The sequence below is a fragment of the Limimonas halophila genome, assembly GCF_900100655.1.
GTDB classification, from domain to species: Bacteria; Pseudomonadota; Alphaproteobacteria; order Kiloniellales; family Rhodovibrionaceae; genus Limimonas; species Limimonas halophila.
Genome location: NZ_FNCE01000001.1, coordinates 210,153 through 222,723, shown reverse-complemented (window position 1 = coordinate 222,723; position 12,571 = coordinate 210,153). Strand labels below are relative to the sequence as shown.

Here is a 12,571-nt window from a genome sequence, read left to right as displayed (position 1 = left end):
TCCGATTAAACGGTCGCGGCCGGCGGCCGTTCCAGTCTCGGAGGGGGCAGGCATGCAGAGCCAGAGCCGGCTGCTGGACGATCTCGCGCGCCTCGCCGGCGGCGCCGCCGGGGTCGCGGGAAACCTGCGCAGCGAAGCGGAGACGCGCGTCCGCGAGCTCGTGGAACGCGTCGTGGAGCAGATGGATCTGGTAACGCGCGACCAGTACGAGGCCGTGCACGCCATGGCGCAGCAGGCGCGCGAGGACCAGGAAGCCCTGCAAACGCGCGTTGACCAGCTGGAAGCGCGCCTGGCGGAGCTGGAGAGCAAGCAAACCAGCGCCAAGGGCGGCGGCAAATCCGGCGGCCAGCGGTCCAAGAACAGCGGCAAGAGCGCCGGGTCGAAAGCCTCAGGCAGCAGTTCAGAGCGCGGCGGCTGAGACGAACCCGCGTCAGCGGCCGGGCTTTTTCCAGACGGAGCGCACCACGCTGACGCGCGCCTCTTCCAGCGAGCGCGAGAGGTTCTCGCGCATCGTCGCGAACTCCGGCCCCATGATGAGGTCCGGCCCCGGCTTCTCCGGCTCGCCGGCGGCGGCGCGCTCGCGCGCGGCGCGGATGCGGCCAATGGCCTCGGCGCTGGCGTCCTGCCACACCACTTCTTCCAGCCCGGCCGCGCGCAGCCGGGCGTGCACCTCGTTCGCCGGCAGCAGGAACGATTCCGTGGGCGTGTGCGCCCAGGGGACCGGGTAGTAGGGGTCGCGCAGCGGCCCGGCGACGATGTCGTGCATCAAAAAGCGCCCGCCGGGCCGCAGCACACGCGCGATTTCGGCGTACAGGCGGTCCTTGTCCGGGATGTTCATGGCCGCGTGCTGCGACCACGCCACGGAGAAGGCGCCGTCGCGCACCGGCAGCTGGAGCGCGCTGGCGCAGACGAACTGCGTGGCGTCACCCAGCCCCAGCCAGCCGCTGATCGTGCGCGCGCTGGTTACATACCGCTGTGTGAGGTCGACGCCGGTTACGGTGCAGCCGCGCTCCTGCGACAGCAGCCGCGCCGGGCCGCCGATGCCGCAGCCGACATCCAGCACCGCCTCGCCGTGCAGCTCGCCGAGATCCGCCAGCACCCGGCTGGCCGGCGGCCCGCCGAGGTGGAACTGGTCGAGATGGTGGACGGCTTCATAGGTTGGATGATCGGGGTCGCCCCCGGTGTGCGGCAGCGCCGCCAGGATGCGGCCCGGCAGGTCGTCGTGGCGGCTGTAGTGGCTGGCAACTGAGCGCGCGACGTCATCCATGATGACGGAAGCGTTGCATGCGGCGAACACGGCTGCAAGAGGCGGTTCAATAGCCCTTGATGATCTCGGCGTGCCGCCCGGACTCGCGCAGCACCGCGAAGGCGTCGCGAATGCGGTTCAAAATGTCCCGTGGAAAGGTGTCCTTTGCCGCCCCGAGGTACATGGGCGGCGTTTCGCGGGCCGGCCCGACCACGAGCGTGTCCGGATCGCCGCCCACCCCGGCGTATTCCGCGCGTGCGACCATCGGCCGGGCGAACCAGGCATCCACGCGGTTCAGCTTGAGCAGGCGGGCAGCCGAGCTTTCCTGTGTGACCGTCTGGAAATTCCGGAACCCCTCTTTCAGCAGGATCATGGCATTGGGGCTGTTCGCCTGAACGGCGACGAAGAGGTCGCGGGCATCGGCCAGGTCCATGCCGGCGATCTGCGGGTCGCGGCCGACGAGCGCCAGCGGATCGGAGAGCAGCGGCACAACCCAGTCGTAGGTGTCTTCCCGCGCCTCGCTGCGCGTCAGCGGGATGATCATGGCCTTCTCGCCGGCGTTGCCGACGAGATGCTGCGCCCGCGACCACGGAACGATCCGGATGTCGAAGCGAACCTCCGCCCGCGCGGCGATCGCGCGCAGCAGATCCACCATCACGCCGCGCGGGCCGGGCTCGCCGCGGGACACGTAAGGCGCGAAATCGCCGGCATAGACCGTTATTCTCGGTGGACCGGCGCCCGCGGGCGCGGCGTGAGCCACGGCCACAGCCACAAGAAGACCGGCAAGCAGCCTTTTCACGATTCCCATCCCGGCTGGCGTGCAACTCAACCGAAATTGAAGTTTTCGCGGCGGGGAGACAACCCTTGCAAGAAGGCCGCGCCGATCAGGCGGGGGAAGCACCCGTCTGCGCCCGGTGGCGCAGCAGGTGGTCGGCCAGGACCAGCGCCATCATGGCCTCGCCCACCGGCACGGCGCGGATGCCCACGCAGGGGTCGTGGCGGCCGTGCGTGGCGACCTCGACCTCCTCGCCGTGGGTGTCGACGCTCTCGCGCGGGATGCGGATCGAGGACGTGGGCTTCACGGCGAAGCGCGCCACGAGCGGCTGGCCGGACGTCAGGCCGCCCAGCGTCCCGCCGTTGTTGTTGCCCTGGAAGACGGGGGTGTCGCCGTCCATGCGCATGGCGTCGGCGTTGTCCTCCCCCGGCGTGCCGGCGGCGGCGAAGCCGTTGCCGATCTCCACGCCCTTCACGGCGTTGATGCTCATCATCGCCTTGGCGAGGTCGGCGTCGATCTTGTCGTAGACGGGCTCGCCCAGCCCGGCGGGGATGCCCTCGCCCACGACCTCGATCACCGCGCCCGCGGAGCTGCCCTGCTTGCGCACGCCGTCGAGGAAGGATTCCCAGGCCGACACCGCGTTCGGATCGGGACAGAAGAAGGGGTTTCGATCCACCTGCTCCCAGTCCCACGCCGCGCGGTCGACGCCGTTGGGGCCGAGCTGGACGACGGCCGCCCGGATCGCGGGCTCATGGCCGAGCACATGGGCCAGCACCTTGCGCGCCACCGCGCCGGCGGCGACGCGCATCGCCGTCTCGCGCGCGGAGGCGCGGCCGCCGCCCCGGTGGTCGCGGATGCCGTACTTAGCCCAGTAGGTGTAATCGGCGTGGCCCGGGCGGAACTTGTCCTTGATGGCCGTGTAGTCCTTGCCGCGCTGGTCGGCGTTCTCGATCATCAGCGCGATGGGCGTGCCCGTCGTGTAGCCCTCGAACACGCCGGACAGAATACGGACCGCGTCGGCCTCGCGCCTTTGCGTGGTGTGGCGCGACTGTCCGGGCTTGCGCCGGTCCAGATGCTGCTGGATGTCCGCTTGCGTCAGCGGGATGCGCGGCGGCACGCCGTCGACAACGCAGCCGATCGCCGGCCCGTGGCTTTCGCCCCAGGTCGTGAAGGTGAAGGCCTGACCGAAGGCGTTGCCGGGCATGTCAGGGATTGGGCTCGCTCTTGAGGTTTTCCAGCAGCTCGGCGAGCTGCGGCGCCGCATCGACGGCCATCATGCCCACGGTGTGATAGCCGGAATCGACGTGGTGCACCTCGCCCGTCACGGCGCTGGACAGGTCGCTGAGCAAGTAGACGGCGGAATTGCCCACCTGGTCCTGGGTGACGTTGCGCCGAAGCGGCGAGTTCAGCTCGTTCCACTTGAGGATGTAGCGGAAGTCGCCGATGCCGCTGGCGGCGAGCGTGCGGATGGGGCCGGCGGAGACGGCGTTCACGCGGATGCCCTGATCGCCCAGGTCCTGCGCCATGTAGCGCACGGAGGATTCCAGCGCCGCCTTGGCCACGCCCATCACGTTGTAGTGGGGCATGACGCGCTCGGCGCCGTAGTAGGTCAGCGTCAGCATGCTGCCGCCCTCGTTCATCAGCGGCACGGCGCGCTGCGCGGCGGCGGTGAAGGAGTAGCAGGAGATCTCCAGGCTGCGCAGGAAGCCCTCGCGGGAGGTGTGGACGTACTCGTCCTTCAGCTCGTCGCGGTCGGCGTAGGCGATGGCATGGACGAGGAAGTCGATGCTGCCCCACTGCTCGCGCACGGCCTCGAAGGCGGCGTCGAGCGAGTCGTCATCGGCCACGTCGCAGGGCTGGAGGATCTCGGCGTCCACCTTCTCCGCCAGCGGGCGCACACGCTTGAGCATGGCATCGCCCTGGTAGGTCAGGCCGATCCGCGCGCCCTGTTCGTGCAGGCGCTTGGCGATCCCCCAGGCGATCGAGCGATCGTTGGCGACCCCCATGACGAGGCCGCGCTTTCCCTGCATCAGTTGAGCCTGCTGCGACATCCATACCTCACTCGTATCAGCCCGCCCCGCGCGGGTCGCGGCATCCTACACGACGCGGTGGCGGCATCAAACGCCGCGCCCCCCCCGGTCCGACACAGCGCGCCGGCGCCGTTGCGCCCGGCCGCGCGCGGCGTGTAGCACGGGTGGCATGACGGGTCATCAAGCCCCCGCGAAGCGCGCTTGGTCCGGCGGCCCGCGCGAGCTGTGGCGCCGGCTGCACGTGCGCCGGCGCGCGACCGTGGTGGCGCTGCGCGTGAGCAGCTTCGCGACCTACACCGCGCTGCGCTTTCACCGGGACGACGGTTTCCGCCTCGCCTCCGGGCTCACCTACGCCTCGCTGCTGGCGCTGGTGCCCTTGCTGGCGATCGCGCTGGCGATGGTGTCCGCCTTCCCCGCCTTCGAGGGCGTGCGCGAGACCGCGCTGGACACGTTGTTCCGAGAAACCCTGCCCGGCACGGGCGACCGGATCGCCGAGTGGATGGCCGATTTCATCGACCGCGCCGGCAAGATGACCGGGCCCGGCGTGCTCGGGCTGGCGGTGACGGCGATCCTGCTGCTGTCCAACATCAACGGGGCGTTCAACGCCATCTGGCGCGTGTCGGAAGCGCGCCCGTGGGCGATGCGCCTGTTGGTGTACTGGGCGCTGCTGACCCTGGGCCCGCTGCTCCTGGGCGCGTCGCTCTCGCTGTCCAGCGCGGCCTTCGGCGCGCTTGGCGGCGGCGAGGCCTTCGGCGGCTCGGCGGCCCTGGCGCGGGCGCTGTCCACCCTGCTGCTCGCGGTCGGGCTGGGCGTGATCTACTTCGTCGTGCCCAACCGCGGGGTTCACCCCCTGCACGCAGCCGTCGGCGGGCTCGTGGGCTCGGGGCTGTTCGAGTTGGCGACCTTCGGCTTCGGCGTCTATCTGGCGAACTTCCCGTCCTACGAGGCGATCTACGGCGCCTTCTCCACGCTGCCGATCTTCCTGGTGTGGCTCTTCCTGTCGTGGTGCGCCGTGCTGCTGGGCGCGGAGGTCGCGGCCGCGCTGCCGGAGTGGCGCGCCGCCCGGGCGCGCGGGCGCACGCGCGTTTCCGCCGGAGCGCGGCTGGCGCTCGGCCTCGCCCTGCTCAGCCGGCTGCGCGCGGGCATGACGGACGGCCACCACCTGCGCCGCCGCGAGCTGGTGCGCGGCCTGCCCGCCACCCCTGCGGAAGTGGACGGCGTCCTCAAGCCGTTGCGCCAGGCGGGCTGTGTGGCGCGCACGCAGACCGGACGCTGGGTGCTGGGCCGCGATCTGGCCACGGTGACGCTGGCGGACCTGATGGCCGCGCTGGACGTCACCCTGGAGCCGGGCGGCGGCTGGCCCACCGAGGTGTCGGTTGCCATGGCGGAGCTGACCGGCGCCAGCGCGCCCCAGACCGCGCGCAGCCTGGAGGACATGCTGACGGAACGGGCACAGACGGCGCCAGCCTGATAGGGTGGCAGCGCACACCAACGACGACGAGCGAGGAGGCCCACGATGGTTCGCGCCCTGGTGCTGGACGACGGCGATCAGCCGCGTTTCGCGGAGCTGAGCGAGGACGACCTGAAGGATCGTCTGCCCGACGGCGAGGTGACGGTCCGGGTGGAGGCCTCCACGCTGAACTACAAGGACGGCATGGTCGTGAAGGGCCTGGGCAAGCTGGTGAAGCAGTACCCCCACGTGCCCGGCATCGACTTCGCCGGCGAGGTCGTGGACAGCCAACACCCCGGCTACAGCCCCGGCGACCGCGTGATCTGCACCGGCTGGGGCGTGGGCGAGCGCTATTGGGGCGGCTTCGCCGACACCGCGCGGGTGAAGGGCGACTGGCTGGTGCCGCTGCCGGAGAACCTGACGCCCTGGCGCGCCATGGCGCTCGGCACCGCCGGGCTGACGGCCATGCTGGCGGTCATGAAGCTGGAAGACCACGGCATGCACCCCGACCAGGCCGAGCCGGTGCTGGTGACGGGCGCCGCCGGCGGTGTGGGCTCGATCGCCACCAGCGTGTTGTCGGGCCTGGGCTACGAGGTGGCGGCGCTCACCGGCCGCGCCGAGGTGCACGACTACCTGCGCGGGCTGGGCGCCAGCCAGATCGTCGACCGCTCGGAACTGGCCGAGGGCAAGGCCAAGCCGCTGGAGACCCAGCGCTGGGGCGCCTGCGTGGACGCCGTCGGCGGCTCCATCCTGGCGCGCGTGCTGTCGCAGCTCGTCTACGGCGGCAGCGTGGCCTCGGTGGGCCTGGCTGGCGGCGCCGAGCTGAACACCACGGTCATGCCCTTCCTGCTGCGTGGCGTGAACCTGCTGGGCATCGATTCCGTGATGTGCCCCTACGCCCGCCGCGTAACGGCGTGGAAGCGCCTGAGCCACGAGATGTCCATGCGCACGCTGGACGAGCTGAGCCACGAGATCGGCCTCAGCGAAGTGCCCGAGGAAGCCGGCCGCATCCTCCAGGGCCAGGTGCGCGGGCGCACCGTCATCGACCCGACGCGCTGACCCCCTGTTCGCGATGGCGGCGCGGCGGGTATTGTGCACACGCAACCGGGCGGCACGTTTCTTGCGAGCCTGCTCGGGCCCCACGGCCGCAAGGAGGCGCCGATGCGACACCCCACGCGAGCGGCGGCAGGACGCGCCGTCGCCGCCGTGCTCATGGCGGGGTTGCTGACGAGCTGCGACCACGTCGCCAAGGAAATGGAAACCGGCATCGAAAAGGCGGTGGGCGTGCCACAGCCCGAACGCGTCGACCAGCGCGACGTGCTGAACGTCTATTGCTACAGCAGCTACGGCTACGGCCCGGCGGGGACGCGCACCTGCTACCGGGCGCCGCTCGGCCCCGAGCACGACAACCGCCTCATGGGCTCGCTTTACCACGGCCAGCCGGCGCGCTGACGCCATGGGCCGGACGATGCCGTTTTGGGCCGTGGGTCTCGCGCTCGCCGCATGCGTGGTGGCGGGGGGCACCCACGCCCGCAATCCCCTCTGGGACAATCTGCCCTGGGACCAGCGCATGGGGCTGAGCTGGTACCGCGCCCTGGCCGAGCACGACGAGCCGCGCGCGATGTACCGCCTGGGCCGGCTGTACCAGACCGGCGAGGTGGTCGAGCGCGATCCCGCGCGAGCGGCCGAGTGGTACCGGCGCGCGGCGAAGGCGGGGCATGCCCGCGCGCAATTCCGCCTGGGGCAGCTTTATCAGGGCGGCACGCTGGGCGCGGTGGACCTGGCCAAGGCGGCGCGCTGGTACGACGCGGCGGCCGACCAGGAGCTGCCGAAAGCGACCTATAACCTGGGTGTCCTGGTCGAGCGCGGCATCGCCGGCGAAGCCGATCCCGCGCGCGCCGCCGAGCTGTACCGCAAGGCCGCCGAGCGGGGCGTCGCCGCCGGCTGGATGAGCCTGGGCCTGCTCCACGTGCGCGGCGCCGGGGTGCCACAGGACCGCGTGACCGGCCTGGCGATGCTCCTGCACGCCGCCGACACGGGCGTGCCCGGCGCGGCCCAGGCGGCCCGGCGCGTGGCGAAAACGCTGTCCGATGAACAACGCACCGCCGCGCGGCGGGAGGCTCGAACCCTCGGCAAGGACGGCGTTTAGACCGGCCGACACGCGGCCGCCCGCGAACGCCAAATCATGCCCCGGCGTCATGCCCGGACCCCGATCCGGGCATCCAGCGCGCCGCGTTCACGACCGCCCCACACCCATCGAGAGGTGCGCCGGCCCGTGAACCGATCCGCCGTTCCACCGCGACCGAAGGTGGTAGGGCGACCGCGTGAAACCCGCGCTCATCCACAAGCTACACGGCTTTTCCCCAGAGTTTTCCACAGGCTTGGGAATGGTTGCGGTGGATGGAGACGGTTTTCAAGGCTGCCGCCGCACTCGCCACGATATACCCTGCCTCGTCGTCACCGGCCACCGAGCCGGTGACTTCACCCAGTGCGAGCGCCCCGAATTTTCCGGGGAAGACCCGGGCCGGGCGAGATTGCCCGCTCATGCCACCGGACCCCGATCCGGTGGTCAGCGGGCAATGACGGCTCGGGAGGCGTGTTGCCCATTCACGGCGATACACCCATCCACACGTCATCACCGCGCCCCGACGCGGTGATCCCGCCCAGTGCGACCGCCCCGCGATCTATTACCAGTGGACATGGAGATAAAATGATGAGTACGGAGTTTGAGCCGCTTCATATCCGTAGGAAGCTGCGGAATAGGCGGGTTGGTCCTTTCTCCTTTTAGGAGAAAGACAGAATGAGGCCATATACCAGAATCAATACACCTCTACAGCCGCTGGTATCAGGACGGATCGCGTCCTGCCTCGATCCCCTGCACACCCGCGTCCACAGCGGCTTCCGACGCGCCGTACGCCTCGACCAGCGCATCCAGCGCGTCGGCTTGCAGGTCGCTTGGTGCGTCGTTGTCGCGCAGGAGATCCTTGCGGTGGATGGTGGTGACGCGGGCCTTGGCGGCGGCGCCGGCGAGCGTGTCGGCGGGGATGGCCTGCATGGCCTCCAGCACGGCGAACTGCCGGTGCAACAGGCTTTCCATCGCCTCCGTGGCGGTGCCGTGCTCGGCGAACCACGCGTCCAGCTCGGTCTGATACTGCGCGTGCGTGTGCTCCAGCGCGAACAGCCGCTCGTCGTTCGGATTCCGGCCCGCGCGATTCGGCTCCCGGCCCAACGCCGCCGCGCCGGCCGCGAGGGCCTGCGACGCCAGCTTCAGCAACAGCCGCACATCTTGGTCACGCATATTACCTCCTCGCACGCATTGCGTGACCGCACCCCAACGGCCGCATAGCTCTATGTCAAACCCAACGAGAGTTCGGGGGCGTGCTCCGTTGACGCCGTGACGCTCCCGGCCTATCGCCCAATGCATGATCACGCCGGAACAGTGCCGCGCCGCCCGCGGGCTCCTGAAATGGACGCAACCCCAACTCGCTCGCATGGCACGTGTCTCCAAAGACACCGTCCGCCATTTCGAGAGCGGTCGCCAGGAGGCACACCCAAGTACACTGACCGTGATCCAACAGGCATTCGAGGCGCACGGCGTGGAATTCACAAACGGCGACGCGCCCGGCGTGCGGCTGCCGAAATCGAACCAGTCGTCATCGTGAGCACGGCACGATAACGCCCTTGCGCCGCAGGGCGCACTCGCCGGCAGGCAATGTGCCGTAGCGCCAACCGGTGATTTGTCTGCCCACCACGACGCTGCACTACGTGCGGTCACGTCAAGACGCTCTTGACACGAGAAACATATGGTGTATCTGTACCTCTCCGATGTAATACTATTGAGGTCTTATATTATGAGAGAAGCAATTCTTGAAACCGGCAAGACTGTCACCCCTGAAGAGTATCATGAGTTATTCGGACCAGGGAGCACCGATAGTGGTTTCTCCGGTCATGCGCCAGTGTGTGTGGTATGTAAGCAACCACTAGACGTTCGCGCTGTTGGCACTGAACGGCGCGGGCATTTCGCTCACAAGAGGAATTCCGCATACTGCCCACTGAAAGAGCAACATGAACGACCCTATATCCCATTAGAATCAGACCATGCGAATGATGAAGAGGCGCAACGCAACTTAGAGCAATTCAAAAACAGCAGAATTGAATATCTATCTGTTTTCTACACTTTCGTTCCGTATTTTAACTTAAATGATTTTGACCAGATAATCCGTGTGGCACAAGAAAGAAATTTTTGGTATCTGAAGGACCTCAACCCGTCTAAAATTCCATTTTTATTGCTTATACAGACTGAATTCCCTAGGCGAGTTAGAGCAATAGACTACAATTACAATTTAGAACAGGCGCCGGATCGGGCTTATACCTATCGCTTTGTTCCAAACTCCCAAAGCGTTAGGAAAAACCAAAACGGCCAACTCTGGATCGACCGAAATTACGTGGAACGAATACACAGAATCAGCCTAGATGACGATCCCAATGCAATGCTAACAGAACAAAATACCGTAAGCTCACGTGAATTTTGTGCTGATATAGACTGCTTTCCGCAAAAACTACCGTCACCGAATTTCCAAAACTACATAGATATAAAGCTTGATAAGCTTGCACTTCGTAGCAATTGGCGAAGTTAAGATATTATATATACGATCAAATTATGAATATTCCGGTTTGCCGTTGCGGCGCGGCACCGAAGACGGGCCTGTGGCCTAGCCACCCTACCCGGTCGCGGGACCGAGATGCACCGCCAGCCACACGGCCGGCGAGTTGTGGCTGGTCCAGGCCACGCGGTGGCGGCAGTGGGCGGGGATGACGTGCCAGGCGCCGGGCGTGAGCGTGTGGGTTTGGCCCGTCGCCTCGAACGCCAAGCCGGCCTCCCCGGCCAGGAGGATGACGAACTCGTCCCAGCCCTGATCGTACCATTCGCCCTCGGGCGTCGCCTGCCCCGTGGAGACGATGCGCTCGAAGCGCGCGCCCTCGGTGCGGACGAGGTCTTCGAACACCTCGTCCGTCGCCGCTGCCGGGATGTTCGCGTAGATGTTGCCGGAGCGCTCGGTCATGGCCTCTCATACGCGTTGCTCGGTGAGCATCACTGACGGCGAATTGGGCAGGTATCAGCGGAATCTCGGCAGGGTCCTTTCTCCTTCAGGAGAAAGACAGAATGAGGCCATCCCTTACGTCGCCGCCACCGAGCCGTAGTCGCGGAACTGCTCGAACACCTCGGCCATCTCGGCGTCGGAGAGCAGCACGGGCTCGCCGACCTGGAGCGCGCGCATGTACTGCGCGGCGAGGGTTTCCACCTCCACCGCCAGCGCGAGCGCCTTGGGCAGCGTTTTGCCCAGCGCCAGGATGCCGTGGTTCGCCAGCAGGCAGGCGTCGCGCCCGTCCAGCGCGGCCATCGCGGCGTCGGACAGCGCCTGCGTGCCGAAGGTGGCGTAGCCGGCGCAGCGGATGTCGCGCCCGCCGGCGACGGCGACCATGTAGTGAAACGGCGGGATGTCGCGGCGCAGGCACGACAGCGCCGTCGCCCACGGCGAATGCGCGTGCACGACCGCGTGCGTCTCCGGGCGCGCCGCCAGCACGTCGCGGTGGATGCGCCATTCCGTCGTCGGCTTGCGCGGCGAGTTGGGACAGTGCCAGCGCCCGTGGACATCCATTTCCACGACGTCGGCGGCGGTCAGCCGGTCGTAGGGCAGCGCGGAGGGCGTGACGTAGAGGCTGTCGCCCGAACCGCGCGCGCTGACGTTGCCCGAGGTGCCCTGGTTCAGCCCCTGGGCGTTGAGCTGGCGCGCGGTGTTGCAGACCTGCTGGCGCAGCGCGGCGTCGCGCATCACAGCCTCACACCGGCACGGCGATCCAGCCGCGCACGGCCCCTCTCTGTCTCTCCCCGCAAAGCGGGGAGAGGACCAACCCGCCGTGCCGCGAGCTTGCCTTCCACCGGCATCATTCCGCCGCCGCGCTCGCGTGCTCGGGGTAGAGGGCCGCCAGCCCCTCGGCGCTCGCCGAACAGCGCCCGCGCTCGGTCACGAAGCCATCCACCAACTCGGCCGGCGTGACGTCGAAGGCGGGGTTCGCCACGGGGCTGTCGGGCGGGGTGATGCGCACATCCCGAATCTCGCCGTCGTCCGTCCGGCCGGGGATGTGGCTGACCTCGCGCCCGGCACGCTCTTCGATCGGAATGGCGTCGCCGTCGCTCAGCGACCAGTCGATCGTCGGCCCCGGCAGGGCCACGTGGAAGGGCACGCCGTTGGCCCGCGCCGCCAGCGCCTTCAGGTAGGTGCCGATCTTGTTCGCCACATCGCCGCGCGCGGTGACGCGGTCCGTGCCGGTGATGCAGAGGTCCACCCGCCCCTGGCGCATCAACAGCCCGCCCGCGTTGTCGGCAATGACGGTGTGGGGCACGCCGTGGCGGCCCAGCTCCCAGGCCGTGAGCGCCGCGCCCTGGTTGCGCGGGCGCGTTTCGTCCACCCACACGTGGACCGGCAGCCCGGCGTCGTGCGCCATGTAGATCGGCGCCAGCGCCGTGCCCCAGTCGACCGTTGCCAGCCAGCCCGCGTTGCAGTGGGTGAGCACGTTGAGCGGGCCGCCGCCCTTGGCCGCGTGCAGCTCGCGGAAAAGCGCCAGGCCGTGTTCGCCGATGGCGCGGTTCATGGCCACGTCGGCGTCGCAGATCTCGCCGGCCTTGGCGAAGGCGGCGTCGGCACGCTCGCCCGGCGGCAACCCGGCGACGGCGGCGCGCACGGCCTCGACCGCCCAGCACAGGTTCACGGCCGTCGGCCGCGTGGCGATGAGCGTCTCGCACGCGCGGTTCAGGCTGACGTCGGACGGGTCCACACGCAGCGCCAGCCACAGCCCGTACGCCGCCGTGGCGCCGATCAGCGGCGCGCCGCGCACCTGCATCGCCGTGATGGCGTGCGCCGCGTCGTCCAGGCCGGTCAGCCGCAGTGTTTCGAAGCTGTGCGGCAGCTTCGTCTGGTCGATGATCTCGACCGCCGGCCCGTCAGCGGCGGGCCAGATGGTGCGATAGGCCGTGCCGTCCACGCGCATGGCCGCCTCCGCGCGTTTGC

16 protein-coding genes are annotated in these 12,571 nt (G+C 68.7%); 7 read left to right on the top strand and 9 right to left on the bottom strand.

Annotated features, from left to right (window positions below; translation table 11 throughout):
• Positions 1-52 precede the first annotated feature (52 nt).
• Complete coding sequence (locus BLQ43_RS01050; protein WP_090018264.1) at positions 53-418, top strand: accessory factor UbiK family protein; 366 nt, start codon at positions 53-55, stop codon at positions 416-418.
• 12 nt (positions 419-430) lie between these two features.
• On the opposite strand, the gene BLQ43_RS01045 is transcribed toward BLQ43_RS01050, so the two are convergent.
• The 4 genes from BLQ43_RS01045 to fabI all read right to left on the bottom strand — a co-directional run bounded on the left by BLQ43_RS01045 (position 431) and on the right by fabI (position 4,072).
• On the bottom strand, positions 431-1,267 hold the full coding sequence (locus tag BLQ43_RS01045) for a class I SAM-dependent methyltransferase (protein WP_143006107.1): 837 nt from the start codon (positions 1,265-1,267) through the stop codon (positions 431-433).
• A gap of 46 nt (positions 1,268-1,313) precedes the next feature.
• Positions 1,314-2,045 (bottom strand): substrate-binding periplasmic protein, encoded by a 732-nt coding sequence (locus tag BLQ43_RS01040; protein WP_176758453.1) that lies wholly within the window; start codon positions 2,043-2,045, stop codon positions 1,314-1,316.
• An 85-nt stretch (positions 2,046-2,130) separates the two neighbouring features.
• Positions 2,131-3,225, bottom strand: a complete 1,095-nt coding sequence (gene aroC / locus BLQ43_RS01035) for a chorismate synthase (protein ID WP_090018261.1) — start codon at positions 3,223-3,225, stop codon at positions 2,131-2,133.
• Between the two features lies 1 nt (position 3,226).
• On the bottom strand, positions 3,227-4,072 hold the full coding sequence (fabI, locus tag BLQ43_RS01030) for an enoyl-ACP reductase FabI (protein ID WP_090018260.1): 846 nt from the start codon (positions 4,070-4,072) through the stop codon (positions 3,227-3,229).
• 148 nt (positions 4,073-4,220) lie between these two features.
• On the opposite strand from fabI, the gene BLQ43_RS01025 reads away from it, so the two are divergent.
• The 4 genes from BLQ43_RS01025 (at position 4,221) to BLQ43_RS01010 (ending at position 7,650) form a co-directional block, all read left to right on the top strand.
• Positions 4,221-5,522: a YihY family inner membrane protein gene (locus BLQ43_RS01025; RefSeq protein ID WP_090018259.1), complete on the top strand. Its 1,302-nt coding sequence runs from the start codon at positions 4,221-4,223 to the stop codon at positions 5,520-5,522.
• A 45-nt stretch (positions 5,523-5,567) separates the two neighbouring features.
• The gene (locus tag BLQ43_RS01020) at positions 5,568-6,560 is read left to right on the top strand and encodes an MDR family oxidoreductase (RefSeq protein ID WP_090018258.1); all 993 of its coding nucleotides are present in this window, start codon (positions 5,568-5,570) and stop codon (positions 6,558-6,560) included.
• Between the two features lie 102 nt (positions 6,561-6,662).
• Entirely contained in the window at positions 6,663-6,953 is a 291-nt protein-coding gene (locus tag BLQ43_RS01015; RefSeq protein ID WP_143006106.1) for a hypothetical protein, read from the top strand.
• Between the two features lie 58 nt (positions 6,954-7,011).
• Positions 7,012-7,650, top strand: a complete 639-nt coding sequence (locus tag BLQ43_RS01010; RefSeq protein ID WP_176758452.1) for a tetratricopeptide repeat protein — start codon at positions 7,012-7,014, stop codon at positions 7,648-7,650.
• A gap of 199 nt (positions 7,651-7,849) precedes the next feature.
• On the opposite strand, the gene BLQ43_RS14190 is transcribed toward BLQ43_RS01010, so the two are convergent.
• Positions 7,850-8,047 (bottom strand): hypothetical protein, encoded by a 198-nt coding sequence (locus tag BLQ43_RS14190; protein ID WP_143006105.1) that lies wholly within the window; start codon positions 8,045-8,047, stop codon positions 7,850-7,852.
• Between the two features lie 299 nt (positions 8,048-8,346).
• Positions 8,347-8,799, bottom strand: coding sequence for a hypothetical protein (locus tag BLQ43_RS01005; protein WP_090018255.1), 453 nt, complete (start codon positions 8,797-8,799; stop codon positions 8,347-8,349).
• 124 nt (positions 8,800-8,923) lie between these two features.
• Between BLQ43_RS01005 and BLQ43_RS01000 the strand changes: the two genes are divergently transcribed.
• On the top strand, positions 8,924-9,163 hold the full coding sequence (locus BLQ43_RS01000; RefSeq protein ID WP_090018254.1) for a helix-turn-helix domain-containing protein: 240 nt from the start codon (positions 8,924-8,926) through the stop codon (positions 9,161-9,163).
• A gap of 141 nt (positions 9,164-9,304) precedes the next feature.
• Positions 9,305-10,138, top strand: a complete 834-nt coding sequence (locus BLQ43_RS14185; RefSeq protein WP_143006104.1) for a DUF7830 domain-containing protein — start codon at positions 9,305-9,307, stop codon at positions 10,136-10,138.
• 84 nt (positions 10,139-10,222) lie between these two features.
• On the opposite strand, the gene BLQ43_RS00995 is transcribed toward BLQ43_RS14185, so the two are convergent.
• The 3 genes from BLQ43_RS00995 to mtnA all read right to left on the bottom strand — a co-directional run bounded on the left by BLQ43_RS00995 (position 10,223) and on the right by mtnA (position 12,551).
• A complete protein-coding gene (locus BLQ43_RS00995; RefSeq protein WP_090018253.1) occupies positions 10,223-10,564 on the bottom strand; it encodes a cupin domain-containing protein in 342 nt (113 codons plus the stop codon).
• 114 nt (positions 10,565-10,678) lie between these two features.
• Positions 10,679-11,335: a class II aldolase/adducin family protein gene (locus tag BLQ43_RS00990; protein ID WP_090018252.1), complete on the bottom strand. Its 657-nt coding sequence runs from the start codon at positions 11,333-11,335 to the stop codon at positions 10,679-10,681.
• Positions 11,336-11,447: 112 nt separating this feature from the next.
• Positions 11,448-12,551 carry an S-methyl-5-thioribose-1-phosphate isomerase gene (gene mtnA, locus BLQ43_RS00985; RefSeq protein ID WP_090018251.1) on the bottom strand — a complete coding sequence of 368 codons (1,104 nt, stop codon included), beginning with the start codon at positions 12,549-12,551 and terminating at the stop codon, positions 11,448-11,450.
• Positions 12,552-12,571: the final 20 nt, after the last annotated feature.